Origin of the sequence: Gordonia insulae (assembly GCF_003855095.1) — a bacterium.
In the GTDB taxonomy this organism is placed as follows: Bacteria; Actinomycetota; Actinomycetes; order Mycobacteriales; family Mycobacteriaceae; genus Gordonia; species Gordonia insulae.
Genome location: NZ_CP033972.1, coordinates 1,099,221 through 1,125,653, shown reverse-complemented (window position 1 = coordinate 1,125,653; position 26,433 = coordinate 1,099,221). Strand labels below are relative to the sequence as shown.

Annotated in this window: 24 protein-coding genes and 1 pseudogene; 11 read left to right on the top strand and 14 right to left on the bottom strand. The window is 68.3% G+C overall.

The window, feature by feature from the left end:
• The first annotated feature begins 4 nt into the window (after positions 1-4).
• Positions 5-1,093, top strand: coding sequence for a catalase family protein (locus D7316_RS05145; RefSeq protein ID WP_124707326.1), 1,089 nt, complete (start codon positions 5-7; stop codon positions 1,091-1,093).
• Between the two features lie 67 nt (positions 1,094-1,160).
• Positions 1,161-3,754, top strand: a pseudogene (locus D7316_RS05140) (LuxR C-terminal-related transcriptional regulator).
• A 40-nt stretch (positions 3,755-3,794) separates the two neighbouring features.
• Here D7316_RS05140 and D7316_RS05135 read toward each other — a convergent pair.
• Positions 3,795-4,481, bottom strand: coding sequence for an HAD family hydrolase (locus D7316_RS05135; protein ID WP_124707325.1), 687 nt, complete (start codon positions 4,479-4,481; stop codon positions 3,795-3,797).
• A gap of 89 nt (positions 4,482-4,570) precedes the next feature.
• On the opposite strand from D7316_RS05135, the gene D7316_RS05130 reads away from it, so the two are divergent.
• The 3 genes from D7316_RS05130 (at position 4,571) to D7316_RS05120 (ending at position 8,643) form a co-directional block, all read left to right on the top strand.
• Positions 4,571-5,563, top strand: coding sequence for an LLM class F420-dependent oxidoreductase (locus D7316_RS05130; RefSeq protein ID WP_124707324.1), 993 nt, complete (start codon positions 4,571-4,573; stop codon positions 5,561-5,563).
• A gap of 206 nt (positions 5,564-5,769) precedes the next feature.
• Complete coding sequence (locus tag D7316_RS05125) at positions 5,770-7,290, top strand: catalase (protein ID WP_124707323.1); 1,521 nt, start codon at positions 5,770-5,772, stop codon at positions 7,288-7,290.
• Positions 7,291-7,368: 78 nt separating this feature from the next.
• Entirely contained in the window at positions 7,369-8,643 is a 1,275-nt protein-coding gene (locus tag D7316_RS05120) for an esterase/lipase family protein (RefSeq protein WP_124707322.1), read from the top strand.
• Between the two features lie 24 nt (positions 8,644-8,667).
• Here the strand turns inward: D7316_RS05120 and D7316_RS05115 are convergent, their stop codons facing one another.
• Positions 8,668-9,015 carry a nitroreductase/quinone reductase family protein gene (locus D7316_RS05115; RefSeq protein WP_124707321.1) on the bottom strand — a complete coding sequence of 116 codons (348 nt, stop codon included), beginning with the start codon at positions 9,013-9,015 and terminating at the stop codon, positions 8,668-8,670.
• Positions 9,016-9,137: 122 nt separating this feature from the next.
• Here D7316_RS05115 and D7316_RS05110 point away from each other — a divergent pair, with 122 nt between their 5' ends.
• From D7316_RS05110 to D7316_RS05095, 4 genes are read left to right on the top strand one after another with little or no spacing between them, the layout of a single operon-like run.
• Complete coding sequence (locus tag D7316_RS05110) at positions 9,138-10,262, top strand: NAD(P)/FAD-dependent oxidoreductase (protein WP_124707320.1); 1,125 nt, start codon at positions 9,138-9,140, stop codon at positions 10,260-10,262.
• Between the two features lie 50 nt (positions 10,263-10,312).
• Positions 10,313-11,344 carry an LLM class F420-dependent oxidoreductase gene (locus D7316_RS05105; RefSeq protein ID WP_124707319.1) on the top strand — a complete coding sequence of 344 codons (1,032 nt, stop codon included), beginning with the start codon at positions 10,313-10,315 and terminating at the stop codon, positions 11,342-11,344.
• Between the two features lie 8 nt (positions 11,345-11,352).
• Positions 11,353-12,261 carry a DUF1295 domain-containing protein gene (locus tag D7316_RS05100; protein WP_124707318.1) on the top strand — a complete coding sequence of 303 codons (909 nt, stop codon included), beginning with the start codon at positions 11,353-11,355 and terminating at the stop codon, positions 12,259-12,261.
• Positions 12,254-13,384 carry an FAD-dependent oxidoreductase gene (locus D7316_RS05095; protein WP_232016774.1) on the top strand — a complete coding sequence of 377 codons (1,131 nt, stop codon included), beginning with the start codon at positions 12,254-12,256 and terminating at the stop codon, positions 13,382-13,384. Before D7316_RS05100 ends, D7316_RS05095 begins: the two co-directional genes overlap by 8 nt.
• 43 nt (positions 13,385-13,427) lie before the next feature.
• On the opposite strand, the gene D7316_RS05090 is transcribed toward D7316_RS05095, so the two are convergent.
• Positions 13,428-15,161: an FAD-dependent oxidoreductase gene (locus D7316_RS05090; protein WP_124707316.1), complete on the bottom strand. Its 1,734-nt coding sequence runs from the start codon at positions 15,159-15,161 to the stop codon at positions 13,428-13,430.
• A 123-nt stretch (positions 15,162-15,284) separates the two neighbouring features.
• Between D7316_RS05090 and D7316_RS05085 the strand changes: the two genes are divergently transcribed.
• On the top strand, positions 15,285-16,118 hold the full coding sequence (locus D7316_RS05085) for a glycoside hydrolase family 16 protein (protein WP_232016773.1): 834 nt from the start codon (positions 15,285-15,287) through the stop codon (positions 16,116-16,118).
• On the opposite strand, the gene D7316_RS05080 is transcribed toward D7316_RS05085, so the two are convergent.
• From D7316_RS05080 to D7316_RS05050, 7 genes are all read right to left on the bottom strand, one after another.
• Positions 16,106-16,780, bottom strand: a complete 675-nt coding sequence (locus D7316_RS05080; protein WP_124707314.1) for a VOC family protein — start codon at positions 16,778-16,780, stop codon at positions 16,106-16,108. The genes D7316_RS05085 and D7316_RS05080 overlap by 13 nt on opposite strands.
• Positions 16,780-17,103 carry a hypothetical protein gene (locus D7316_RS05075; protein WP_232016772.1) on the bottom strand — a complete coding sequence of 108 codons (324 nt, stop codon included), beginning with the start codon at positions 17,101-17,103 and terminating at the stop codon, positions 16,780-16,782. The genes D7316_RS05080 and D7316_RS05075 overlap by 1 nt, the downstream gene beginning before the upstream one ends.
• Positions 17,104-17,248: 145 nt before the next feature.
• On the bottom strand, positions 17,249-18,229 hold the full coding sequence (locus tag D7316_RS05070) for an oxygenase MpaB family protein (RefSeq protein ID WP_124707313.1): 981 nt from the start codon (positions 18,227-18,229) through the stop codon (positions 17,249-17,251).
• Between the two features lie 114 nt (positions 18,230-18,343).
• Entirely contained in the window at positions 18,344-18,565 is a 222-nt protein-coding gene (locus tag D7316_RS05065; protein WP_124707312.1) for a DUF3263 domain-containing protein, read from the bottom strand.
• Between the two features lie 212 nt (positions 18,566-18,777).
• Positions 18,778-19,602 carry an adenylate/guanylate cyclase domain-containing protein gene (locus D7316_RS05060; RefSeq protein ID WP_164473726.1) on the bottom strand — a complete coding sequence of 275 codons (825 nt, stop codon included), beginning with the start codon at positions 19,600-19,602 and terminating at the stop codon, positions 18,778-18,780.
• A 40-nt stretch (positions 19,603-19,642) separates the two neighbouring features.
• Positions 19,643-20,782 carry a DUF475 domain-containing protein gene (locus D7316_RS05055; protein WP_124707310.1) on the bottom strand — a complete coding sequence of 380 codons (1,140 nt, stop codon included), beginning with the start codon at positions 20,780-20,782 and terminating at the stop codon, positions 19,643-19,645.
• Positions 20,779-21,060, bottom strand: a complete 282-nt coding sequence (locus tag D7316_RS05050) for a hypothetical protein (protein WP_124711125.1) — start codon at positions 21,058-21,060, stop codon at positions 20,779-20,781. Before D7316_RS05050 ends, D7316_RS05055 begins: the two co-directional genes overlap by 4 nt.
• 200 nt (positions 21,061-21,260) lie before the next feature.
• Here D7316_RS05050 and D7316_RS05045 point away from each other — a divergent pair, with 200 nt between their 5' ends.
• Positions 21,261-21,605 (top strand): RNA polymerase-binding protein RbpA, encoded by a 345-nt coding sequence (locus D7316_RS05045; RefSeq protein ID WP_124707309.1) that lies wholly within the window; start codon positions 21,261-21,263, stop codon positions 21,603-21,605.
• Positions 21,606-21,695: 90 nt separating this feature from the next.
• On the opposite strand, the gene D7316_RS05040 is transcribed toward D7316_RS05045, so the two are convergent.
• The 4 genes from D7316_RS05040 to D7316_RS05025 form a co-directional block, all read right to left on the bottom strand.
• The gene (locus D7316_RS05040) at positions 21,696-22,478 is read right to left on the bottom strand and encodes a polyprenol monophosphomannose synthase (protein ID WP_232017130.1); all 783 of its coding nucleotides are present in this window, start codon (positions 22,476-22,478) and stop codon (positions 21,696-21,698) included.
• Between the two features lie 31 nt (positions 22,479-22,509).
• The gene (gene lnt, locus D7316_RS05035) at positions 22,510-24,141 is read right to left on the bottom strand and encodes an apolipoprotein N-acyltransferase (RefSeq protein WP_124711124.1); all 1,632 of its coding nucleotides are present in this window, start codon (positions 24,139-24,141) and stop codon (positions 22,510-22,512) included.
• Positions 24,142-24,206: 65 nt separating this feature from the next.
• Complete coding sequence (locus D7316_RS05030) at positions 24,207-25,847, bottom strand: amidohydrolase (RefSeq protein WP_124707307.1); 1,641 nt, start codon at positions 25,845-25,847, stop codon at positions 24,207-24,209.
• Between the two features lie 48 nt (positions 25,848-25,895).
• Positions 25,896-26,402, bottom strand: coding sequence for an FxsA family protein (locus D7316_RS05025; RefSeq protein WP_124711123.1), 507 nt, complete (start codon positions 26,400-26,402; stop codon positions 25,896-25,898).
• Positions 26,403-26,433: the final 31 nt, after the last annotated feature.

Sequence of the window (26,433 nt, the reverse complement as noted above, 5' to 3'; positions counted from 1 at the left end):
ACGCATGACCGATCCGCGATACGTCGCCTACCACCCCGACATCGAGAAGCCCACCGACAACGAGGAAAAGCTGTTCGACGAGATGGCGAACAAGCTCCGAGCGAACAACGAAAAGGCCTATCGCAAACACAAACGCGGGCTGCGGGATGCCCACGCGAAGAGCCACGGCATCCTGCGGGGCGAACTGGAAGTCCTCCCCGACCTCCCTCCAGAGCTGGCGCAGGGATTCTTCGCCACACCCGGGACGTACCCGGTGATCACCCGACTCTCCACGACCTCCGGCGTGATCCGGAGCGACCAGATCCGCGGCGTCCGGGGACTCGGGATCAAGGTCATCGGCGTCGATCCGGAGAACAAGACGCTCCCGGACGATCACGAGGTCACCCAGGACTTCATCATGGTCACCCATCGCGAGTTCCTGTTCCCCGACGCCGAGGCGTACCTGAAGAAAGGGATCCCGCTCGCGATCCTGCTCGCGAATCTGTCGGACACGATGATCAACGTCCTCAGCGAGGGACTCGCTCTCGTCAACAAGCTCATTCCGCTGCGTCCGACGCTCGCCGTGTTCGTCCGCCCGAACACCCACATCCTCGGTGACACCTTCTACTCGTCGGCGCCGCTCCGGTACGGCGACTACGTCGCGAGGATGCTGTACGCCCCCCGTTCTCCCGAGGTGCGAGCGCTGGCCGGACAGTCCGCGGCGCACTACCCCGGCGTGAACGCCCTGCAGGACATGGTCGTCGACTTCTTCGGCGAACACGACGCGGAATACGAACTGCGCGTGCAACTGTGCACCGACCTGCGGACGATGCCGATCGAGGACGCCACCGTCGACTGGTCCGAGGAGGCCTCCCCGCACCGCACGGTCGCCGTCATCCGGTTCCCGAAGCAGGACCCGTACACTCCCGAGCGACGTGCCTACGGTGACGACATCCTCTCGTTCAACTCGTGGCGCTGCATCCGTGAGCACCGGCCGCTCGGCTCCATCAACCGGCTCAAACGCAAGGTCTACGACGCCTCGAGCCAGTTCCGGCACAGCGTTAACAACGCGCCGATCCGGGAACCCCGTAGCGCGGCCGACCTCCCCGACTGACCGTCGCCGACCGGTGCGGTGCCGCTTGACTACCCACCGTCGGTCGGGCGGACCTATACTGCGCCCCATGGGTGCCCGTTGGCAGTTGCTCGGCAGGCCGACCGAACAGCAGGCGATCCGGGCCGCACTCACGGGTTCCGCCGGAAGCGGTGTCGTCCTCGTGGGTTCCGCCGGGGTGGGGAAAACGACGTTGGCGCGCGTGGTCACCGAGGAACTCGGTGTGCCCGTGCGCTGGGCGGCATGCACGGAATCCTCACGCGGAATCCCGCTGGGCGCCTTCGCGCCGTGGGTCGAGTCGACGTCCTCCCGCGACCCGATCACCGCATTGGTCTCGGCGCGTGAATCACTTCTGGCGCAGCCCGGCACGATCATCGGCGTCGACGACGCCCATCATCTCGATCAGCTGTCGGCCACATTGCTACACCAACTCGCGATGGATCGGTCCGCACGGATCGTGGCCACCGTGCGCACCGGCGAGGTGGTGCCCGATGCCGTGACGTCGTTGTGGAAGGACCAGTACCTGACCCGCGTCGAGCTCGAGGCCTTCGACAAGCCGGAATGCACCAAACTGGTGGAGCTGGTCCTCGGGGGTACCTGGAGGGACTGAGCGCCGACGTCATCTGGGACTCGTCCGGCGGCAATCCGCTGTTCCTGCGCAACCTCGTCGAGGGGGCAGTCGCCGCCGGGACGCTCTCCGAGGTCAACGGGGTGTGGCAGCTCCGCGGTCCGACCGCCGTGCCGTCGGGCCTCGTCGACCTCGTCGACAGCCGGATCGAGCGGGCCGGCGGCGACGTGATGGATGTGCTTCGTCTGCTCGCACTGTGCGAACCGCTCGACCTCGACACCTTGGTCGCACTGTCGGACGCCGAGGCGGTCGACGCGGCCGAATACTCCGACCTCGTCCGGATCGCCCGGGACGGCACCACCATCAACGTCCGCTTCAGCCATCCGGTGTACGGCGACGTGATCCGGCGGCGCATCGGCATCGCGGCCGGCCGAACGTTGCGGGCCCGCCTGGTGTCGGTGTTGCGTGACCTCCCCGTCGACACGGCCGCCGCCCGGATCCGGCTGGCGCAGTTGTGCGTTGACGGCGATCAGGATCTGGAACCCAAGCTGCTGATCTCGGCCGCCAAGGACGCGGTCGCGCTGGCGAATCTCCCACTGGGCGAACGTCTGGCCAAGGCGGCCAACGATCGCGGCGGTGGTCTGGCCGCCGCGGAACTGCTCTCGCGGGCTCTGCTGTGGCAGGGCCGCCCGGTGGAGGCCGACGAGGCGCTGGCGACCTTCGACCCGGACGAGCTCGACGAGCTGGAGCTCGCGGTGTGGGGTATCCCGCGCATGAGCCTGCTCTTCTGGTCGCTCGGCGAGGCGGAACGGGCCACCGCCATCCTCGAGTTGTTGTGCGAACGCGTGCAGCATCCCGTCCTGCGGCTCATCGTCGACGGTGCCGCGGCGATGATGGCCGTGCACGAGAACCGCATCGACGAAGGCATCGCCGCGGCACAGAAGGTTCTGGACGCCGCCGAGGTGCCACCGCAGGCATCGGATTTCGCCGCGTTCGCGGCGGGGCTGGCCATGCCGGTCGCCGGCCAGGGCAACGCGTTCGAGCCGATCGCCGCTCGATGTCGCGCCGAGCGCAAGCCCACCGACGGGATGATCAAGGTGATGGTCCGGTACTGCGACGTGCTCGCGTTGACCATGGTCGGCGACCTCGACTGCGCAGAGCAACGGGCCGTCGAGTACAACGCCTTCTCATCGTCGGGCCAGTTCCTGGGCTGGGCGATCGCGAGGATCACCTCCGGCGTCGTGGCCACCTATCGTGGCTCGTTCCTCGAGGCGATCAGCGCCTTCGAACAGGCCCTGGCGGCACTGAACGCCGAGAACTCCCTGCCATGGCGCCTACCGGCCCGCCTGCTGCTCGCCCGCGCGTACGCCGCTCTGGGAGACCTCGACGGGGCGCAGCGGGTCCTCGACGATGCCGACGAGCACTCGGGTCCGCAGACCGCGATCCACGAGCCGCAACGCGTGATCGCCCGGGCATGGATCGCCGCGGCAGGCGGAAGTCCGACCTCTGCGATCACGCTCTGCACCCAGGCCGCCGACATCTCGCACTCGGCCGGGCAGTACGCCCTCGAGGCGGAGGCCTTGCATCACGCGGCGCGGTTCGGTGATCGCACGGTGGCGGATCGGATCTCCGCACTGGTGCCCCTGCTCGACGGATCGGTCGCCGAACTGTACGCGCGTCACGCGGCGGCGGTGGCCGAGGCGGATGCCCGGGCACTCGACGCCGTCAGCGAGGATTTCGAGACCGCGGGATTCCTGCTCTCGGCCGCGGACTCCGCGGCGCAGGCGGCGGCCGTCCGCGAGCGCGCCGGAGGTCGTGGCGGTGCGGAGTCGAGTGCGCGCGCACTGCGCCTCTCGGTGCTCTGCGACAAGGCCACCACACCCGCGCTGAGGGCGTCGGCCAAACCCCTCCCGGTGACCGGGAGGGAACGCGAGATCATCGCCCTGGTGGCGCAGGGCTTGTCGAATCGGGAGATCGCGGAACGTCTGACCGTCTCGGTCCGGACCGTCGAGGGTCATATCTACCGGGCGTCGATCAAACTCGACGTCGCCGACCGGGACGCGTTGGCGCGGATCGTCTGGGACAACGAGAAGTAGACAACGGGAAGAGACGCGCCCCGTACCGCCGGCGCCACGGTCACGGACGCCAGCCACGATCCGCGAGGTCACCGACCGTTTCGACCACGAGAACGGCTCCGGCGCCGGATAATTCGGCCTCGGCGAATCCGCCACTGCGCACCGCCACACATTCGGCATCGAGTCGCCGCGCCGACTCGATGTCCCACACGGTGTCGCCGACCAGCACGGCCCGCGTGCCGCCGGCGCGATCGAGGGCGGTGGCGAGGATATCCGGCTCCGGCTTGGAGACGTCGACGTCTTCCGACGACGTCACCGCGGCGAAGTCGTCGCGATTCATCCTCAGGATGTCGAGTGCGGCATCGGTGAACTCGGCAGCGCCGGATGATGCGAGTGCCACCGTGAGGCCGGCACCGTTCAGGTCCTCCACGAACCGCCGGGCACCGGGCAGCGGTCGCACCTCGGGCAGCACCTCGCGATATCGATCGGCCCACTCCGCCCGCAGTGCGTCACCGAGTCGATCTTCGACGTCCGGCCCGCACAACTCACCTACCAGCAGGTCACCACCCATGCCGACGGTGCGGTGGACCCGCCACCACGCCGGCCTCAGGTCGTGGGCCGCGAACGCCCGTATCCACGCCAAGGCGTGCAGGTAGGTCGAGTCGATGAGCGTACCGTCGACATCGAGCAGCACCGTGTCGACAGGTGACGTGGTGTCGGTCGGTGAAGCAGAGTCTGAACCATCCATCCGTGGCCTCCTGGTTCGGCGCCGATCACGTGCTCGACCCACCCTTCCAGATTTTCGGGAACCTCTCACCCGCGAAGGAGCCAGACATCATGGCAACACGTTTCGGCTACACCTTGATGACCGAACAGGCCGGACCCAAGGATCTCGTCCGGTTCGCCGTCGACGCGGAGAAGGCGGGATTCGATTTCGAGGTGTCGAGCGATCACTACTTCCCCTGGTTGTCGTCGCAGGGGCACGCGTCGTACGCCTGGAGCGTGCTGGGTGCGGTCGCTCATGCCACCGAACGCATCGAACTGATGACCTACGTGACGTGCCCGACCATCCGCTATCACCCGGCGATCGTGGCGCAGAAGGCCGCGACACTGCAGATTCTCGCCGACGGGCGGTTCACCCTCGGACTCGGCAGCGGTGAGAACCTCAACGAGCACGTCGTCGGCACCGGATGGCCGGCGGTGGCCGACCGTCAGGCGATGCTGGCCGAGGCGGTCGAGATCATCCGCCGACTGCACGACGGTGGGCTCGTGGACTTCCGCGGAGAGTATTTCCAGGTCGACTCGGCGCGGATCTGGGATCTGCCCGCCGACCGGGTGCCCATCGGGATCGCAGTCTCCGGCGAGCGGGGCATCGACGAGTTCGGCGGACTGGCCGACCACCTGATCGCCGTCGCACCCGACGCCGGCCTGATCGACCGGTGGAACCGCAACGAGGCCACCGGCACCATCGGCGCGGACAGTCGGGCCATCGGACAGATTCCCATCTGCTGGGACACCGACCGCGATGCGGCCGTCGCGCGCGCCCACGATCAGTTCCGGTGGTTCGCCGGAGGCTGGGAGGTCAACGCCGACCTGCCCACCACTGCAGGGTTCGCCGCGGCGACGCAGTTCGTGACTCCCGACGACGTGGCGGGGTCGATACCGTGCGGACCCGATCTGGATACCGTTGTCGATGCGGTACGGCCGTACTGGGAGGCTGGCTTCACCGACATCGCGCTCGTCCAGATCGGCGGCGATCACCAGGACGAGTTCCTCGCGAAGGCCGCCGGACCACTTCTGGAGAAACTGCGCGCCGCGTCGCCGCGGTAGCTGTTCGCTCTGGGCAGGCCGGGTGCGGTGAGATCGGCCGACGTGACCGTGTAGCGGTCTGCCGCACTACATGTTTCGTGATCTGACGCTCATCGCGCCCAGCGGTATGCGGCCCGGCTCCGGGGGCATCGGCGTAGACTCCAGCGAGGAACCTGAAACAGCCCGGGTACCGCAGCCCTTTACGGATCGACCTTCTCGGAGGCGACATGTCCGAAGACACTCCCCTGTACACCACGCGCGATTCGGGAGCTCCCGCCGGAAGTGACGAGCACTCACTGACCGTCGGCGCCGGTGGCCCCATCGTGCTGCACGATCACTATCTGATCGAACAGATGGCGCAGTTCAACCGTGAGCGGATCCCCGAGCGACAGCCACACGCCAAGGGCAGTGGCGCGTTCGGCACGTTCGAGACGACCGAGGACGTCTCCGAGTACACCTGCGCCGCCTTGTTCCAGCCCGGCGTGAAAACCGAGATGGCCGCCCGGTTCTCGACGGTCGCGGGTGAGCGCGGGAGCCCGGACACGTGGCGCGACCCGCGTGGTTTCGCGCTGAAGTTCTATACGTCCGAAGGCAATTACGACATGGTCGGCAACAACACGCCGGTCTTCTTCGTCAAGGACCCGATGAAGTTCCAGCACTTCATCCGATCCCAGAAGCGACGCGCCGACAACAACCTCCGCGACCACGACATGCAGTGGGATTTCTGGACGCTGTCACCGGAGTCCGCGCATCAGGTGACCTGGCTGATGGGTGACCGCGGCATCCCGAAGACGTGGCGGCACATGAACGGATACAGCTCACACACATACCTGTGGGTGAACGCGCAGGGCGTCAAGCACTGGGTCAAGTACCACTTCATCTCCGATCAGGGCGTGGAGTTCTTCACTCAGCACGAGGCCGACCAGATGGCCGCGGCCGACACCGACTTCCACACCCGCGATCTGTTCGAGTCGCTGGCCGGCGGCGACCGGCCGAGCTGGACCCTGAAAGTCCAGTTGATGCCCTATGACGATGCGGTCGGCTACCGGTTCAACCCGTTCGACCTGACCAAGGTGTGGCCACACGGCGACTACCCGTTGCACGAGGTCGGCACGATGACCCTGCACACGAATCCGACCGACAACCACGCCCAGATCGAACAACTGGCCTTCGAGCCGAACAACGTGGTGCCGGGTATCGGGTTCAGCCCGGACCGCATGCTGCTCGGACGAGTGTTCGCCTATGCGGACGCGCATCGTGCCCGCCTGGGCGGCAACTACAAGCAGATCCCGGTGAACGCACCACACAACGAGGTGCACAGCTACTCCAAAGACGGTGCCATGCGCATCAATCCGGTGACCGACCCGGTCTATGCCCCGAACTCGAAGGGCGGACCGGCCGCGGTGTACCCCGGCCAGGCGGAACCCCAATGGACCGCGGACGGCGACATCGTCCGCAGCGCCTATGTGGATCATCCCGAGGACGACGACTGGGGCCAGGCGGGCACCATGATCCGCGAGGTGTTCGACGACGGCGCACGGGAACGATTTGTCGACAATGTCGTCGGCCACCTCCTCAACGGCGTCTCCGAACCGATCCTGGCGCGCGCGTTCGAGTACTGGACCAGGGTCGATCCGGATATCGGCGCCCGCATCAAGGCGGGTGTGACCGAGAAGAAGGACGAACCGGATCCCAAGGTCGACGAGCAGGGCAATCCGGCGAGGACCTCGATGCAGGCCAAGGTCTGACCGCGTCCCTCCCCTGACTGCCGGGGCACCCTTCGACCAGGTCCATGCGGTTGAGTGAACACATGTACACTCACACGCATGGACCTGTCGTCTGATCGCAGCCGCGAGATCCGCGCTCTGGCGTCTCTCGGACGCGTCGAGTTGAGCCGGGCCGTCTCCGGTGTCGCGGGCATCCACGCGTCGATCTCGCGTGGCGTGTTCGCCGGGCTCGATCGGGCACTGGGCGGATGGTCCCGGTCGGCGCGCACCATCCACGACGCGATCAGCATGGCCGTCTACACGACGACCGCCGAATCGGTCGAGATCGCCGGTGGTCTCGCCGAGCTCGCCGCCGACACCGCCGGCGAGGTGCCGTCGCAGACCCGCCGCGGGGCCGCGGCGATAGGTTTCCTCAACGGGCTCATCGGCGACCAGCTCGCCGACGAGCGCTCACCGCTGGCAACCGAGATGTCGCTCCGCTCGGGCGGCGTGCGCGTCGCGACCACCGCCGACGACCTCGCCCGGGCCTACCCGGACGCGACCGGGCACATCACGGTGTTCCTGCACGGGCTCATGGAGACCGAGTACGCCTGGGACTTCGGCGGGCAGGCCACCTATGGTGCGCGGCTGCGAGCTGACATCGGCAGCACCGAGGTGCTGATCCGATACAACTCCGGACGCCACATCAGCGACAACGGCCGCGACCTGGCACAGTTGCTGGCCGACATCGTGCTGCTCTGGCCGGTTCCGGTGACCTCCGTCTCACTCATCGGACATTCGATGGGCGGCCTGGTCCTGCGGAGCGCATGCCATACCGGCGTCGAGAGCGGCGCCTACTGGCCTTCGCTGGTGCGGCACACGGTATGCCTCGGAACGCCGCACCTGGGCGCACCCATGGCGAAGGGCGTCCACGTGGCGACTGCTGCACTGCGGGCCACCGCGATGACGAGGCCGTTCGGCGACTTCCTCGGCCGTCGCAGCGATGGGGTGCGGGACCTGCTCCACGGCACGATCACCGCCGACGGCCGCAACGTCGTCGATCGCGACGCCATCCGTCAGCCGGCCGTTGATAATCCGCCGCTGATGCACACCGCGCGGCACCTGTTCGTCACGGCGTCGATCACGCACGATCCCGATCACCCCGTCGGCCGGCTGATCGGCGACGGCCTCGTGCGCGGATCGAGTGGCCGGGGACGAGATCGCATACGCCACATAGGATTTCATGGGGACGACGGTCTACACATCGGTGGCGCACACCATTTCACGCTGCTGAACGACGACGAGGTCCATCGCTGGCTGCGCGAACGGCTGGGGCCGCAGGCGCAACTGACGGCACGGCATGCCGACCTCGACCGGGGATTCGCCGTCGGCTGAGGATCTCGGCGAGCAGTCGGGAGCTCAGGATGCCGAGTCGAGGGCGATGCGGACGTGCACGCGACCCTTGTCGTCGCGGTGACTGACGGCGTGGCCCGACCTGCTCGCGCCGTCGAGGGTCAATGAGATCGGCGCCCCGTCGCCGCTGAAGTTGCGCCACCACGACTTCTTGTCGGGCATCGCGACACCGACGACGACGGTGTCGCCGTCGCGTCGGTAGCTCACCGGCAGCTCGAACCGTTTGCCCGATTTGCGGCCGGTGTAGTGCAGCACCGTCATCGAGCTGCTCGCGAGTGATCGCACACCTGGCAGGTTCAGCAGTGGCGTGACCACCCGGTTGACGATCGCGGCCGATTGCTGGAAACGGTTCATCTGACGTCCCTCCATCCCTCTGGCGACTCGCGCGCGTGCCCGTCGACGCGGCAATCGCAGACCTTACCCCCGAATCGCGTCCGGCCGCTGTTCCGTCTGCCCGGTGGCACTACGCTGATGTCGTGGCGGACGCTGTTGATGTCGTGGTCATCGGTGCGGGTGTGGTGGGACTCGCCGTCGCCCGGCACCTGGCGGTCGACGGACTCGACGTCCTCGTCCTCGAGAACGAGGATGCCGTTGGTACACAGACGAGTTCACGCAACTCCGAAGTCATCCACGCCGGCATTTACTACCCCATCGGTAGCCGCAAGGCCACGGCCTGCGTCGCCGGACGCGAGCTCCTCTACCGCTACTGTGCCGAACACGACGTCCCGCACCGACGACTGGGCAAGCTGATCGTGGCCACGACCCCGGCGCAGATGCCCGACCTCGACCGAATCCTCTCGCGCGCGCAGGCCAACGGGGTCGACGATCTGGTACGTGTCGACCGATCCGAGATGGTCGACCTGGAACCCCACCTCTCCGGCGTCGCCGGATTGCTCTCCCCGTCGACCGGGATCGTCGACAGTCACGCACTGATGAGATCGCTGCGCCGCGACGCGGAATCGGCCGGTGCCGTCGTCGCGCTGCGCAGCAGAATGGTCGCGGGCGTCGTCCGGCCCGGCTCGCCGAAGTCGATCGATGTCGACGGCGTCGGCTCGGTGACGTGCCGGATGGTGGTCAACTGTGCCGGACTCGGCGCATGGGACGTCGCCCGCTCACTCGACGGCTTTCCCGGCGATCGGATTCCCCTTCGTCGATTGGCGAAGGGGAACTACTTCGCCCCCGCGACCGGTCGTACGCCGTTTCGTCGGTTGATCTACCCGGTGCCCGTCGACGGCGGGCTCGGGGTGCACCTGACCCTGGACATGGCCGGTGGCGCCCGGTTCGGGCCCGACGTCGAATGGTGCGATTCGGTCGACTACGGGGTCGATCCCCGCCGCGCCGATCGGTTCTACGCGGAGATCCGGCAGTACTGGCCCGAACTCCCCGACGGTTCGCTGCAGCCCGCGTATGCGGGCATCCGGCCCAAACTGACCGGACCCGGCACACCCGCGGCCGACTTCCTGGTTCAGGGACCCGCCGATCACGGCGTGCCCGGGTTGGTGAACCTGTTCGGTATCGAATCGCCCGGTCTGACCTCGTGCCTGGCCCTGGCCCGGGATGTGGCCGAGGTACTCGGCAACCGGAGTGACCCAGGACACTAGGCTTGGGGGCACGGCCGGCGTCACCGGCCACCGATGAACACGGGAGCAACATGAAACTCGGCCTACAACTGGGGTATTGGGGTGCGCAGCCGGCCACCAACCACGCCGAACTGGTGACCGCCGCGGAGTCCGCGGGTTTCGACAGCATCTTCACCGCGGAGGCGTGGGGATCGGACGCCTACACCCCGCTCGCCTGGTGGGGGTCGGCCACCGAGCGCGTCCGGCTCGGGACGTCGGTGCTCCAACTCTCTGCCCGCACCCCCACGGCGTGCGCCATGGCGGCACTGACCCTCGACCACCTGTCCGGTGGCCGCCACATCGTCGGCCTCGGGGTGTCGGGGCCGCAGGTCGTCGAGGGCTGGTACGGCCAGCGGTTCGCCAAGCCATTGGCCCGCACCCGCGAGTACGTCGACATCATGCGGCAGGTCTGGGCTCGCGAGGCGCCGGTGACCAGTGCGGGACCGCACTATCCGCTGCCGCTGTCGGGTGCGGACACCACCGGTCTGGGTAAGCCGTTGAAGCCCATCACCCATCCGCTGCGCGCCGACATCCCGGTGATGCTGGGGGCCGAGGGTCCCAAGAACATCGCGCTGGCCGCCGAGATCGCCGACGGCTGGCTGCCGCTGTTCTACACGCCTCGTCTCGCCGACACCTACAACGACTGGCTCGACGAGGGGTTCGCCCGGGCCGGCGCCCGCCGCAGCCGCGAGGACTTCGAGATCTGCGCGACCGCTCAGATCGTGATCACCGACGATCGCGCCGCGAGCTACGAGGCGATCAAACCGTTCCTGGCCCTCTACATGGGCGGCATGGGCAGCGAGGACACCAACTTCCACGCGGAGGTCTACCGACGGATGGGCTACGCGGATGTGGTCGACGAGGTGACGGCGCTGTTCCGTGCCGATCGCAAGGAGGAGGCCGCCCGCATCATCCCCGACGAGGTGGTCCAGGACTCGGCCATCGTCGGCGACGTCGAGCATGTGCGCGAGCAGATCAAGGTCTGGGAGGCGGCCGGTGTGACCACGATGTTGGTGTCCCCGGGTAGCGTCGCCGAGATCGACCGCCTGGCGACGCTGAGCTGATCACCGGGATGCACGACAACCGACCGGCCGGCAAGGCCGCCGGGCTCATCCGCATCGCGATCGCGTACATCGTGGCCGTCCTCGTCGCGGCCGCCTGGCTGGGCTGGGGGCCGGACACCGGCGCACTCTGGCTGGACACCCTGATCGCCGACCTCCTCGCCACCCTGGTCATCTTCGGCTTCAGCCGCCGCTACCGGAACTCGAGCTTCTACGACGCGTACTGGAGTGTGATCCCGCCGCTGCTGCTCGTCTTCTGGTGGTGGCAGGGCGATCTCGGCATCTCCGACTGGCGGACGTGGCTGCTCACCGCCGTCGTGACGGTGTGGGCGGTCCGGTTGACGGCCAACTGGGTCATCACGTTCCCCGGCCTGCACCACGAGGACTGGCGCTACGCGAACCTGCGCGACGATGCCGGGAAGTGGGGCCTCGCCGTGGATCTGTTCGCGATCCACGTCGTGCCGACCCTGCAGGTGTTCGTGGGCATGGTGCCGGTCTACGTCGCGGTGACCAGGCAGGCCGATGGCCCCGCCTGGCTCGTGATCGTGGCGTGTGCGGTCGGATTCGGCGCGATCGGACTCGAGACCGTCGCCGATCGGCAACTCCGCCGGTTCGCATCGACCCGCCGCCCGGGTCAGGTGATGGACCAGGGCGTGTGGGGGTGGTCACGTCATCCGAACTACTTCGGCGAGTTCGGATTCTGGTTCTCCCTCGCGCTGTTCGGTGTCGCAACTGCGCCAGGCGATTGGTGGTGGCTGTTCGCCGGTGCCGTGGTGATGCTCGCACTGTTCGAGGGGGCGAGCATCCCGATGATGGAGAAGCGCAGCCTCAACCGTCGGCCGGGCTATCAGGATGTCATCGACCGCGTGCCACGTTTCGTCCCGCGGCCTCCCCGGTCGAGGACCCCGGCCCGTGGGTGAGGCCCGTCCGCGTCGGCGGGTGCTGGTCGCGGGTCTGGGCGACACCGGCATCCTCACCGCGATCCACCTGGCGCGTCATCACAATGTGGTGGGGGTGTCGGTGAAGCCCGGACTCGTCAGCGGGCAGGAGGTCGGCAGCCGCATCGCCCGACCGGACCAGTGGGCCCGTGACTACTGGATCCCGTTCGACCGCTTCCGGGGACTCGATCGGGTTCGTACGGTGCAGGGCACCCTCACCGCGCTCGACGCGCCGGCGCGAACCGTACGTATCCGCCTGGCGGACGACACCGAGATCACCGAATCCTATGATGCCCTTGTCATCTCGACCGGAGTGCGCAACGGCTTCTGGCGCCGACCGACGCTGCAGTCGGCGGACCAGGTCAACGCCGAGGTCGCCGCGACCCACGAACGGCTCGCGGCTGCGGGATCCGTCGCGGTGATCGGAGGTGGCGCCGCCGCGGTGAGCAGCGCAGCGAACATCGCCGGGACCTGGCCGACGACCGAGGTGAGCCTGTTCTTCCCCGGGGACCGCGCACTCCCACAACATCATCCACGGGTCTGGCAGCAGGTCCGTGAACGGCTCGTGTCGCTCGGGGTCGACGTCCACCCAGGACACCGTGCCGCACTGCCCGCCGGTTTCACCGCGGACCGGATCACCGACGATCCGGTCGAATGGTCCACCGGCCAGGCCCCGGTCCATGCCGACGCCGTGGTGTGGGCGATCGGCGCGGTCCGGCCGAACACCGACTGGCTGCCGCCGGAGATCCTCGATGATCGCGGATTCGTCCGCGTCACGGCGGACCTGCGTGTGCACGGCCACGACAACGTCTTCGCGGTCGGCGACGTCGCGGCGACGGATCCACTACGTAACTCCGCGCGCAATCGCGCCGACCGGTTGCTCGCCCGCAACGTCGAGGCGATGTTCCGCGGCAAACGCCTGCGCGAGTACCGACCCCGACACCGTCGGTGGGGGTCGGTACTCGGTGTCCAGGATGACGGCCTGGAGGTGTTCGCTCCCAACGGCAGCCGGTTCCGCTTCCCCGCGTGGTCGATCGAGTCGGTGTTGCAACCGTGGATCGTCCGGCGCGGGATCTACGGCGGGGTCCGAGACCGGCGTGCGTGACCGTGGGGGTGCGTGACCGGCTGAGGTGACCGATGCGCGCCCGTCAGGGCGTCTGCACCTGACGCAGCGATTCGAGCCAGGTGTGCACCAACGGGACCACACTCGCACCCTCCCCGCTGGCGGCCGCGACCCGCTTCATCGATCCTGCCCGGATGTCTCCCGCGGCGAACAGTCCCGGTTCGCTGGTCGCCAGGTTGGCCGGTGGTACGTCGTCCGACCATCGGTCCCGCGGGACGTCGCGACCGGTCAGGATGAAGCCGTTGGCGTCACGTGCCACCTCGACCGGAAGCCAGTCGCATTGCGGTGAGGCACCCAGAAGCAGGAAGAGGCCGCCCGCCGGCCGACGATCCTCGGTGCCGGAGAAGCTGTCGCGCAACGTGATCCATTCGAGGCGACCGGCTCCCCCGCCGTCGACGACCTCGCAGGAACCGCACACCGTGATCCGCGGATTGAAGGCGATCTCGCCGATCAGGTACTGCGACATCGTCGCGCTGAGATCCGGCCGTCGGACCACGATGGTGACCGACCGGGCATAGCGGGCGAGGTGGATCGCCGCCTGACCGGCGGAGTTGCCGCCACCGACCACGAAGACGTCCTGTCCGTCCATCTCGCGCGCCGCGCTCATCGCCGCGCCGTAGTGCACGCCCATGCCGACAAGTGCCTCGAGGTCACCCACCCCCAGCCGACGATAGGCGACGCCGGTGCTGACCAGCACCGACCGCGCGCAGACGTCGCCACCCTCGGTGATCACCCGGTACGGCGCGACGGAGTCCTCGATCGTCATCCCCTGGACCGGCCAGCCGGAGTAGAACCGGGCGCCGAATCGGAGCGCCTGGGTCCGCGCCCGTTGGGCCAACCGCATGCCGGAGATGCCGCGCGGGAAGCCGAGGTAGTTGCGGATCATCGAACTGGTGCCCGCCTGACCGCCCACCGCCTCGGACTCGACGACGACCGTGCTCAGTCCCTCGGAGGCCGCGTACACCGCGGCGGCCAGGCCGGCCGGCCCGGCCCCGACGACGGCGAGGTCGACGACGGTGTCCACCTCGATGTCCGATGGCCGCCCGTAGATCATCGCCGACACGTCGCGGACCGCGGCCGGCGCGATGACCTCGTCGCCGGTGCCCCGCAGGGACTGCACCAGCGGCAGCGGGATCTCGCCGTCGGGGTGGGCGGCGACCACGTCGGCCGGTAGCAGGGCCATCGCGGTGCGGCCCTGAGAACTGTCCGGCGGGTAGGTCCGGTACGGCATCCCGATGCGGTCGAGAAGGTCGCGGATCTCCATCGTCAGCGGGGTCAGCCCGGAACTGATGATCCGGAGTACCTCGACCTCGGGCGCGGCCACGGTCGCACCCCAGTCGGACAGGAGTTCGGTGATCGCATAATGGAATTCCTCGTCCCGGGCCCCGCGTGGGATCAGCAGGAAGGTGTCGAACTTGCCCTTCTGCAAGGCCGGGCGCAGGGTCTCGGTGTGCAACGCGAAGCGGTTCCATCCGATGCCCACCACGCGTCGGGCGGTCGGGACGATGCTCCGAAACGTCGAGAGGGCTTCCAACAGGTTCATGTCGGGGAGTTCGGACTCGGCCAGGATGAGCGCCACCGGATGGCCGTCGCTGCGCAACCGGCTGAGCAGCGTGATCGCCTCGATCGCGGAAGCGGCGCACGTGATGTCGTAGTCGCGCCCATACCGCTCGAACTCGGCCATGAGGGTCTCGGTGTTCTCGGCGCCCACCACGACGATCGCCGGTCGTGGGCCGCTGTTCGCGGACGGTGTGGTCATGATCCCAGTCTTCCATCAGATCTCGCATTGGTCTCTGCTTGGCGTCGACGGCGCTGTTTTCCCGATATGTCCGGATTCCTCCGTGAAGCTGATCCTCGGGCCACCACAGACAGGAGTCGAGCAGTGACGAGACAATCCGGATCGACAGTGACCAGCCGACGACGGTGGCGCAGACGTGTTGCCTCACTACCCATCCTCGTCGCGGTGGCGGTCGGCGCGACCGTTGTCGACCCGCCGCAGACATCGGCGGCCACCCTGGTGTGGTCGGACGAGTTCACCGGCACGGGCGGTACCTCCCCCGCGGCGAGCCGGTGGAACTGGGAAACCGGTGGCGGCGGTTGGGGCAACAATGAATGGCAGACGTATACCAACTCACGGGTCAATTCCCGCCTCGACGGCAACGGCCGACTGGCGATCGTCGGGCGGCTGGACAACGGGTTCGTCACGTCGGCGCGGATGAACACGCTCGGCAAGTTCTCGTTCACCTACGGGACCGTGTCCGCCCGGATCAAGCTGCCCGCAGGTAAAGGGCTGCTGCCGGCGTTCTGGCTGATGGGCACCGACATCTACTCGGTCGGCTGGCCACGCAGCGGTGAGGTCGACGTCATCGAGACGCCGTCGGTGACGACCTCGTACACCAATCACCTGCACGGGCCGACGACATCCGGTGGCCACTGGCAGCTCGGCAATGGTGGCGCGATCGCGGATCTGTCCACCGACTACCACGTCTATTCGGTCACCAAGTCGCGCAACGCCATCACGATCTCCCTGGACGGCCGAACGGTCGGCACCTACCGGGCCGGTCAGTTGCGGTCCGGCCAGCAATGGGTCTTCAACAAGCCGACGTACGTCCTGTTCTCACTCGCCATCGGCGGGAACTGGCCTGGCGCACCGGATCTCACGACACCGAATCCGTCGTACATGTTGACCGACTGGATCCGCGCCTACTCCGCCTGACGCGGGGTCGTCTCGATCACCACGGTGCGGGTGGCGAGGGCGCGGTCGTGGACGGTGAAGACCCGGGTACCCGGTTTCCGGCCCGTCCGGATCCCGCTCGTCGCCACCCCGCTGTCGGTCAGTCGGCGATGGGTCACGTCGGCGTCGACACTGAGCCATGCGACTCCCCACAACGCGCACCGCGGCAGTCCACCCGTCACGGACTCCGCCCCGGTCACCACCTCCACCACGAGATCCTGGGCACGGAAGAACAACTGCCGTGCGCCGTCACCGATCGCACGATCGAGTCGGAAGTCGAGATCCAGGGTCGAGCCGAACAGGGCCAGCGCGTGGTCACGGTTGGGAGCGGTGAAGACGAGGTGATCGATGGCCGGGATGTCGGCGTGCGCCATCACGGTTGCGCGCGGATCGTCTGTCACCGCGACCGGCTCCTCGGGTGACAGACCCCGGCGGCGGAGCAACTGAGTGGCACCGGGCAGATCGGCAACTCCGAACTGCACCCGATGTGCGCCGCCGGATTCGGCATGCCAGCGCAGCGAGCCATTGCCCACGGACACGGTCGTAGTCGGCGGCCGACCGAGGAACCGGGCGTAGGCGACCTCGGTGTCCTCGCCCGCTGCGGTGGCGAGATCGACGACGACGCCACGTGGGGAGAGTCCCATCACCAGACCGGCTTACTCGTGATGTGCCATGCACCGCAGACACATTCGTAGCATCGGAGCGGGACGCCCGGGCCGGAGCGCTGCCGGATGCGGGTGATGCCGTCGCGGGCCAGGACCTCCGCGTCGAACGCCTCCTTGTCGGGCGTCGGGCAGGCGAGCGCGGTTCTCCGCGACGGGCGATCACGCGTGCGACGCCGAACCGGTCGGGCCGCGGTACGGGCCTCGATCTCCCGGTAGTAGGCGGCGAGATCGTCGTCGGACATCGCGCCCTTCGGTGGCGGATCGGCGTGTGGCGCCGACGACCCGGGCGGGGCCGAACTCACTCCCGGGGGCGCCGTGGCGGGATGCCGTTCTCGCGCCGGTGTCGACCGGATGCCGCCTCGGTGCGCGCCTCGATCTCCCGATAGAAGGCGTCGAGATCGTCGTCGGAGAACGGCACGAACCCAGTTTAGCCACCGGGATGTCGGGTCAGCTCGTGGTGACCTGTCCGTGTGAGCGGTCCACCTTGTACGCCGCTCCGGCGCCCTCGCGGCGCTTCATCGCCTGGATGGCGGCGTGGTGCCGGCGGGCGTGGTAGGCCAACGGAAAGTAGGTCAGCCGTTCCGGGAGAACACGATAGGACAGCCGGATGGCTGCATGGATCCGTTCGAGTTCCCGCTGCTCGTCGGTGGTCCAGGACAATCCGAGGATCTCCCGGACCCGCGGGTCCATCACGCCGACCGTGGTGAGGTAGTTGAGCTTCTGGACCGGCACCGACGCCACCCGAGCGACCGTGTTGGCGAGCCGCACGACCGCCGGTGGCACCGCGCCGTCGAGCCTCGGTGCGGCCTGCATCTGCTCGATGAGGTCGATCGCCACCGGGTGCGCGATGAGCGTGTTCTCCACCATGTCGTCGAAGTACGGCCCGAACTCGTCGATCGACTCCGGATACCCCCGCATCGGCACCTGGACGATCTTTGCGATCCGACGGTTGTCGCGGAAGACCTCCTCGCGCTCGGCCTCGGTGAAGTCACGCCCGAGGATCAGCGGGGCGGCGCTGCACGAGGTGGGGAACGCGGTCGCGATCACCCACTGGTACGCCTCCGGGTCGAGGGCGCTGATGTGGCGACCCTCGGCGTTGCGCATCTGCAATGGCCGGTGCATGCGACGCAGCCGTTTGCCCTCTTCGATGGCCTCTTGCCCGCCGTACACCCAGCGCAACACCGAATCGATCGACCGGATCGCCCGTCCGAGCGGATCGGTGCGATAGACCGAGTACTTGCCGACGACGTCTCCGATCACCGGGTGCATCACCTGCATGACGAAGGCGGCGCCGTTGACCGGCAGGAACGTGAACCGGCCGGTGAGTTCGGCGGTCAGCGAATCCGGCGGTACGAGTTCGATCTCGTCGTCGGCATGGGAGATCACCGCGTCATCGGGGACGACCGGTGACGGTTGGGTGAGTGTCATTTCTTCCGACCTCCGCGCATCGAGGAACCGAGCAATCTGATAACTGCTGTAGTCAGATTAGCGTGCGCGTACCGCACAGTCGAGGACTTTCGTGTTCCGGACCGATGGCGCCGGTCAGCGGGCCATCCAGAGGCGGCGGCGGATGACGCTGCGCATGCGGCGTAGTTCCGCGGAGGTCAGCGTCTCGGGCGGATCGCTCTCGACGATACGGTCGACCTCGCGGAAGAAATCCCGGTCGTCGAGGCCGAACCGTTCGGTGATCGCGCTCGACGATCCCCCACCGAGTGGATACCAACGCCTCTCGAAATCGATCATCTGCTGTTGCTTGTTGTCCATTGCCACCACGCCCTGCGCTCGTTCCCGGACACTCCTACCGGCCGGCCCCGGCCGACTCCCGGCCCAGGCCCGGTCGACCGACAGTTATGCCACTCATTCTGCCCCGGCTGCACGCCAGTGTCACCGGGTGAGGCCAACCGGTGCCGTCGGATATCTGAACGCGACATGGCGCCTGATTGACCGATCCCGATTGTCCTTCTGGACAATAACTTTCAATCGTCGTAGCGGGGTACGACGGCGAACACGGCGAGGTCGCGCGGGACGCCCTTCGCCTTGAATCGCCGGCGCCGGCTGTGGTATCTGGCGGCATCAGCGGCGGTGAGCGTGGCCTCGCTGACGAACAACTCGCCGGGACCCGCAGCCGCGGCGACCCGAGCCGCGATGTTCACGTCCACGCCGAGGAAGTCGTCGCCGACCGCGCGCGGCGCGCCGGTGTGCAGGCCGGCCCGCAACTGCGGCCGGTAACCGTCGATGGTGAGTGCGCTGACGGCGCAGATCGCCTCGTACGCCGCCTCGATGGCCTCGGTGCCGTCGAGGAACACCGCCATCGCCCCGTCGCCGAGCTGCTTCACGATGCTCCCGCCCCGGGCCGAGACCACCGTCTCCGTCGCCGTGTTCACCTCGGCGAGCAGACGCAGCACCTGGTCGTCGCCGGCACCGAGCGCCCACGTGGAGAAGCCCACCAGGTCGGTGAACAGGATGGTCGCGGGTACCGGCTTGTCGTCCCGGGGACCCCAACGGGTGATGAGGGCCTGCCATGCCGCCACGGCGCCGAGGCCCAGCTCGCGCAGCACACTGGGCTGCTCGGGGCGTGACTCGGCGATCAGCCGCGCGACCCGGTCCGAGGTCCGCGGGCCGGCCACCGACGGGGTGGTGCCGGGAATGAGGTCGCGCGCCGCACGCGCGGCCTTCACCGCTCCTGCGCTGGCGTCCGAGCGGGCCAGCGCCTCGGCCGCGCGACGCACGGGTCGTCGCGGCTCCCGGCCGGTGCCGTCGTCCTCCTGGTGGGGCCCATCGTGCGGGTCGGTGCCGGTCACGGGCGCAAGTCTATCGGCAGGCAGTCGCCCACCGAGGCGATCAGCGTGTCGCCCCCACCGCCGCTCGTTCCTGCTTGCGGCGCTGATCCCGGCGATTGGCGCGGACGCTGCTCACCAGCGACGCCCCGATGAACGCGACCCCGACCAGACCGGTGACGACCTCGTTGATGTGGAAATGGATGCTCAGCAACAGGATCACGGCGAGTGCACCGATCGCCCAGTGCGCGCCGTGCTCGAGATAGCGGTACTCCCCCAGCGTGCCCTGCCGGACCAGGTAGATGGTGATCGATCGGACGAACATCGCCCCGATGAAGCCGAGGCCCAGCGCGATGAGGATCGGGTCGGGCGTGATGGCGAAGGCGCCGATCACCCCGTCGAACGAGAACGACGCGTCGAGCACCTCGAGGTAGAGGAACATGAAGAAGCCCGCCTTGCCGGCCGCGACGGTGACCGGCGTCGGACCCCGCGTCGGGCCGGCCGCCGGCGTGGGCTCGGCCACCGCTTCGCCTCCACCCGGTTGCTCCTGCTGGAACAGCGAGCTGAGGCCGTCGACCAGGATGTAGGTGATCAGGCCCAGCAGGCCCGAGATGAGCACGGTCGACCGACCGTCGTCGGGTACCAGGTATTCGGCGACGACGACCAGCAGGATCGCCGCGAGGGCCACCGACAGCTGATCGAGCCGGCCGAGCCGGCCCAGTGGCCGCTCTATCCACGACAGCCAGGTGAGGTCACGGTTGGCGAGCACGAAGTTGAGGAACAGCAGCAACAGGAACATGCCACCGAACGCCGCGATCTGCGGATGTGCGTCGGTCAGGATGGTCTCGTAGCTGGGACTGCCGTCCGGGAAGGTCTCCGCGCCGCCCGCGGGCGGGTTCATCGCCAGGTCGAACGCCTCGACCGGGTTGAGCCCGCCGGTGATCCAGACGATCGCCAGCGGAAACACCAGCCGCATGCCGAACACGGCGATGATGACGCCGATGGTCAGGAACATCCGTTGCCAGAACAGGCTCATCCGTTCGAGGACGGTGGCGTTGATCACCGCGTTGTCGAAGGACAACGAGACCTCGAGGACACCGAGGATCGCGCACAGGGCGAGGCCCGTCCACCCCTGATAGAGGAATGCGGCGACGAGTGCGGCGACGGTGACGACCGCGGACAGGCCGAAGATGCGGACGATCACCGCAGGCGCTCGGCTTCCCGGGCGAGATTCAGGAGGTCGTCGCCGAGACCGGTGAGCGTCGCGGTGTCGGCGCGTTCGGACACCGCGGTCACCAGATCCTCGGCCGCACATCGGAGCGCGAAGAGACGGTCACCGAAGTCCTCGGCCTCGGCGGCCGTCAAGATCACCGCATCCGCGGGAATAGATGTGCCCTGGGTGAGCGCTCTCTGTTCGTAGGCGCGCTGCCGACAGGACTGTTTGCAGTACTTGCGGCGTCGTCCGGATTCGGAGTCGATCATGCTGCGGCCACACCACGCGCAGGAATACGGGCGTCGGCGGGGGTCGTCCACGGTATGACCGTACCTGCGCCCTCCGGGTGGCGCGCCACGTGGCGTGCTCGGCCGAACGGTCGGAACGCGTAGAATAGATATGTTGAGCGATGACGAACGGGCCGTTGGCCCTGTTTTTCATGCCCGTGAAATGTTGAGAGGAATTGTCCATGGCAGATCGAGTACTTCGGGGTAGCCGCCTCGGTGCGGTGAGCTACGAAACCGATCGCGATCACGACCTCGCACCACGACGCATCGTCCAGTACCGCACCGACAACGGTGAGATCTTCGACGTGCCCTTCGCCGACGACGCCGAGGTGCCGTCGAAGTGGCCGTGCAAGAACGGTATGGAGGGCACTCTGCTCGAGGGCGCCGAGCCCGAGGAGAAGAAGACGAAGCCGCCGCGTACCCACTGGGACATGCTGCTCGAACGCCGCTCCGAGGAGGAACTCGAGGTGTTGCTCAACGAGCGCCTCGACCTGCTCAAGCAGCGCCGCAAGGGCGTCACGAACTGATCGACGTCGACAACGGCCGGATGAGACCTCGTCTCGTCCGGCCGTTTCGCGTTGTCGGGGGCAGCCGGCGCACAGGCGCCGACCGCGAGGTCACCGTCTGCGCGCCCCGAATCGTTCGACCCGGCTCTCGAGCCCCCAACGCGCGACCATCAGGAAAGCCTCGGTCATCACACCACCGCTCATCTTCGACTCCCCGACCTCACGCTCGGTGAAGGTGATCGGGACCTCGCGGACGTCGAACCCGGCGCGCACGGTCCGCCAGGCCAGATCGATCTGGAAGCAGTACCCGGCCGACTCGACCGACTCGAGGGCGATTTTCTCGAGCACCTGCCGACGATAGGCCCGGAAGCCGGCGGTGATGTCGTGGACCCGGGCCCCGAGGGCCAGGCGTGCGTAGGTGTTGGCGCCGCGGGACAGCACCTCACGTCGCTTCGGCCAGTTGACCAGGCGCCCGCCGGGGACGTACCGGGAGCCGATCACGAGATCGGCACCGCCATTGATGGCGTCGAGCAGTCGGTGGAGTTGCTCGGGAGCATGGCTGCCGTCGGCATCCATCTCGATGATGACCGCGTACTCGCGATCGAGACCCCAGGCGAAGCCGGCCAGGTAGGCCTTGCCCAGACCGTCCTTCTCGGTCCGATGTAGGACGTGGACACGGCTGTCGGCGTCGTCGGCGGCGATCTGATCGGCGATCTCGCCGGTGCCGTCCGGGCTGGAGTCGTCGACGATCAGCACGTGGATGTCCGGCAGGGCAGCCTGCAGACGCGTGACGATGGTGGGCAGGTTCTCCCGCTCGTTGAATGTCGGGATGACGACCAGCGCGTGACCGCCCTGCGCGCCGACGACGGACTGTGCGTCGTCGGCAGGACGGATGTTCTCCGGCTGATCGTTCCCAGATGTCGGACTACCCAATGCCACCGAGCTCCTTTGCTTGATCCTTGGGCCCCGCCGGCTCCCTCGACGCCACCTGGCCATTCGGCTGTGCCAGGTCTGCGGACGCTTTGTCCGAATCCGGGCCACGCGGAGTGCGTGGCCTGAATGAGAACCTAGTATGCCGTCCCAGCGCGAACAAAAAGCCCAGCGCCGCGATGATCATCGCCACGATCTCGGGCCAGGCGCCCAACCGGGTGGCGACGGTCTTCTGGTCATGCAGGGGCAGACGGCTCGACAACACATCCGGCGTGAAGATGCCGCTCTGCGCGATGATCATCCCGTCGGGATCGATGATCGCGCTCACACCGCTGGTGGCGGCGACGACCACGGCACGCCCGTGCTCGACGGCACGCACCTGGGACATGGCCAGCTGCTGGTAGGTCATCTCGGTGCGGCCGAACGTCGCGTTGTTGGTGGGGACGTAGAGGATCTGGGCGCCGTCGTCGACGGCCTGGCGGGCGGATCGGTCGAAGGCGACCTCCCAGCAGGTGGAGACACCGACCCGCACGTCCCCGGACCGTCCGGGCACAGTGAGAGCCGACGGTCCCGTCCCGGGCCGGAAGTTGCCGGCCATGTCCGCGTAGGACGAGAACATGCGGAAGAAACCACGCCACGGCAGGTACTCGCCGAACGGCTGGACGATGTGCTTGTCATACCGGTCGACCGGGCCGCGCTCCTGATCCCAGACGAGCACGGTGTTGGTGGGTCGTCCGTCGGGGTTCATCACCAGCGTGCCCACCAGGATCGGCGCGCCGACCGAGATCGACGCGGCAGTGATCTCCTCGGCGGCGTCGGCGTTGGTCAGCGGCGAGATGTCCGACGCGTTCTCCGGCCATGCCACGAAGTCGGGTTGTTCGGCGGTGCCGGCGCGGATCTGATCGGCCAGGTGCTCGGTCTCGCGGACATGGTTGTCCAGCACGGCCCGACGTTGCGCGTTGAAGTCGAGTCCGAGCCGGGGCACATTGCCCTGCACCGCGGCGACCCGGATCGACGACGCGGCGACGTTGCGGTCGACGGTGGCCGGGGTCAGGGCGATCGCGGCGATCGGCCCGAGGAGCGCCAGGACCACCGCGAGCGCGGCGGAACGGACCATCGCACGCCCGTGGTACTCACCATCGCGCACCGCGCGGACGATGATCTGGCAGAGCCATGCGATGGCCGCGCCGAGCAATGCCACCGCGGCCGACAGGCCGGGCGCACCGACCACCGACGCCACCGGGAGCAGTGGTCCGTCCACCTGACCGAAGGCTGCTCTCCCCCAAGGAAATCCACCGAACGGAAACGCAGATCGGATGCCCTCGACGAACACCCAGGCCAGGGTGAACCACACCGGCGGCACCGGCAGTCGCATGGTCACCGTCGCCATCACCCCGAACAACGCGAGGTAGACCGACAGCACCGCCGCGAGCGCCAGCCACGGCAGCGGTCCGACATAGACGCCGATCCACGGCAGCAGGGGGACGAAGAACGCCAGGCCGAACACGAACCCGAGCCACGCACCGGTTCGTGCACGTGGTCGACCGATGCCCAGAATCGCAGCCATCACGCCGAGGCCCAGGACTGCCAGGAACCACAGGTTCCGCGGTGGGAACGATGCCCACATCGCCACACCCGCGGACGCGGCCGCCGCCGTGCGGAGCAGGAGATCCCGACCGGGCGGGGTCCACGTCACGCGGGACCGCCGTCGAGGATCCCGGCGTCGAACACGACCCGGTCGCGGTGCACCGTGCGCACGCAGCGTGGCAGCCGTGCCTCCGGCGCGAGGTCCGGCAACGCCGGGACCCGCGATCTGGGGTCGGTGGACCAGCGCTGCACGCTCGCGTGCGAACCCGCGACCACCAGATCGTCGATGTCGAACACCGCATAACTCGCCGGCGCGCCCGGAACCAGCGTCCCGGTGAGGCCGTCGTTGATCCCCGCCGCCCGCCACCCGCCGCGCGTCGCGGCAGCGAAGGCGCCACGAGCGGAGATGGCGTTGCGCGGCTGGTGATGATGCACGGCCGCACGGATCGACGACCACGGGTCGATCGGGGTGACCGGGGCGTCCGAGGAGAACGACAGGGCCAGGCCCTCCCGTGCGTGCGCGGCGAAGTTGTTCAGGCCGGCCGCGCGCTCCGGGCCGAGGCGCTGCTCGTAGAGGTCGCCCGGCCCGCCCCACTCCGCGTCGAAGAGTGGTTGCATGCTGGCGACGACCCCGCACCGCGCGAGCACCGCGGCCTGCGCGACCGAGACCATCTCGGCGTGCTCCAGACGATGGACGCACCGTGCGAGGGCGGGTGTGCCCAGCTGTGTGGCCAGTTCGTCGAACGCGGCGACGACCGACTCGGTCGCGGCGTCGCCGATGACGTGGAAGCCCGCCTGCACGCCGATCTCGGTGCAGGCGCGGATGTGGTCACGGATCGTCTCGTAGTCGAGATAGCTGATCCCGGTGTGACCGGGTTCGTCGGTGTAGGGACTGGTCAGCCACGCCGTGTGCGAGCCGATGGCGCCGTCGATGAACAGGTCGCCCGCCAGCGCGTCCGCCCGGCTGATGGCGAGCAGTTCCCGCGCATGCTCGGCGGTCTCGACGGCTTGACCCCAGTACCGGCGGACCTCGACCGGATGCTCGAGGTCGGCGAGCGACAGGAAGTCGTCGAGGCCGCTGATGTCGGGACCACCGTTCTCGTGAACGGCGACGACACCGTGGGCGGCGGCGAGGTCGAGGGCCCGTCGCTGGGCACGCGTGCGCTGGGCAGCGGTGACGAGCTGGCGTGCCGCGCCGCGAACCAGGTGATGGGCCTCGGCGACGAGCGGCTCCTCGGGATGATGTCCGACCGCATCGGCGAGGTCGGGTACGAGCCGTCGGAGCGCGGTCGATGCGACCGCGGAGTGTTCGTCGATCCGGGCGAGATAGACCGGCAACGTACCGACGACCGCATCGATCTCGGAGGTGGTCGGGTACCGGCCCTCGTCGGGATCGACACCCTGCCATGCCGAGTCGTCCCAGCCCAGGCCCCAGATCAGCTCGCCCTCGTCGGTGACCGCCGCGAACTCGGCCACCCGGCGCAGGCAGTCGGACCGATCGGTGGCGTCATTGAGGGTGAGACCGGCCAGACCCAGGCCGGTGGAGGTGAGGTGTACGTGCGAGTCGACGAATCCGGGAGCGACGAATCGGCCGTGCAGATCAGTGATCTGCGCGTCGGGGTGCAGTGCGCGCCCGACGTCGTCGCTGCCGACCCAGACGACGGTCCCGTCGGTGACGGCCATCGCTGTTGCGTCCGGTGCGGCCGGCGAATAGACGACGCCGCCGAGGAGCAGTTCCGTTGTCACGAGTGTCCAGTGTGCCCTGCGGATCGGCGCCGGTCTCAACGCCCCCGGTCAGTGGCCGCGCGGCAGTTCGCGTCCGACGATCGTGGTCGGCGAGGGTGAGGACACCACGGTGCCGTCGTCGTCGACGACCGTACCGTCGATGACGGTGCCGCCACGCACGTACATACCGCTGGCGTACAGGCCGGCGCGATCCATCGACGCGGCGAATCGACGCGCTCCGGCGGCGGCGACCACCGGGCGCATCATCCGGCGCACCGGCGGGATGAGCAGCACGACGCCGACCAGCGTGGACACGATGCCGGGGATCACCAGGAGCAGGCTCGACAGTGCGAGGAGCGCCGTGTCGGTGAGCGGACCGCGTGGATCGACCTCGTTGCGCGAGGCACGCCGTAGTTCGGCGAAGACCTTGCGGCCCTGCTGCTGGAGCAGGACGAAGCCGGCGACGACCGCGCCGAGCGTGATCAGCACCGCCCAGCCGATTCCGAGGAAGTGCGCCATCGCCACGAAGGCACCGATCTCGAGTGCGAAATAGGCGAGTACATAGAACATCCGCATGGGGACTCTGCCTTTCTGACCGGACATTTCC

Excerpts from the sequence above, each read along its gene's own strand:
- D7316_RS05145 (WP_124707326.1), top strand. The coding sequence starts at position 5 with ATGACCGATCCGCGATACGTCGCCTACCACCCCGACATCGAGAAGCCC.
- D7316_RS05135 (WP_124707325.1), bottom strand. The coding sequence starts at position 4,481 with ATGGATGGTTCAGACTCTGCTTCACCGACCGACACCACGTCACCTGTC.
- D7316_RS05130 (WP_124707324.1), top strand. The coding sequence starts at position 4,571 with ATGGCAACACGTTTCGGCTACACCTTGATGACCGAACAGGCCGGACCC.
- D7316_RS05125 (WP_124707323.1), top strand. The coding sequence starts at position 5,770 with ATGTCCGAAGACACTCCCCTGTACACCACGCGCGATTCGGGAGCTCCC.
- D7316_RS05120 (WP_124707322.1), top strand. The coding sequence starts at position 7,369 with ATGGACCTGTCGTCTGATCGCAGCCGCGAGATCCGCGCTCTGGCGTCT.
- D7316_RS05115 (WP_124707321.1), bottom strand. The coding sequence starts at position 9,015 with ATGAACCGTTTCCAGCAATCGGCCGCGATCGTCAACCGGGTGGTCACG.
- D7316_RS05105 (WP_124707319.1), top strand. The coding sequence starts at position 10,313 with ATGAAACTCGGCCTACAACTGGGGTATTGGGGTGCGCAGCCGGCCACC.
- D7316_RS05100 (WP_124707318.1), top strand. The coding sequence starts at position 11,353 with ATGCACGACAACCGACCGGCCGGCAAGGCCGCCGGGCTCATCCGCATC.
- D7316_RS05090 (WP_124707316.1), bottom strand. The coding sequence starts at position 15,161 with ATGACCACACCGTCCGCGAACAGCGGCCCACGACCGGCGATCGTCGTG.
- D7316_RS05080 (WP_124707314.1), bottom strand. The coding sequence starts at position 16,780 with ATGGGACTCTCCCCACGTGGCGTCGTCGTCGATCTCGCCACCGCAGCG.
- D7316_RS05070 (WP_124707313.1), bottom strand. The coding sequence starts at position 18,229 with ATGACACTCACCCAACCGTCACCGGTCGTCCCCGATGACGCGGTGATC.
- D7316_RS05065 (WP_124707312.1), bottom strand. The coding sequence starts at position 18,565 with ATGGACAACAAGCAACAGCAGATGATCGATTTCGAGAGGCGTTGGTAT.
- D7316_RS05050 (WP_124711125.1), bottom strand. The coding sequence starts at position 21,060 with ATGATCGACTCCGAATCCGGACGACGCCGCAAGTACTGCAAACAGTCC.
- D7316_RS05045 (WP_124707309.1), top strand. The coding sequence starts at position 21,261 with ATGGCAGATCGAGTACTTCGGGGTAGCCGCCTCGGTGCGGTGAGCTAC.
- lnt (WP_124711124.1), bottom strand. The coding sequence starts at position 24,141 with ATGTGGGCATCGTTCCCACCGCGGAACCTGTGGTTCCTGGCAGTCCTG.
- D7316_RS05025 (WP_124711123.1), bottom strand. The coding sequence starts at position 26,402 with ATGCGGATGTTCTATGTACTCGCCTATTTCGCACTCGAGATCGGTGCC.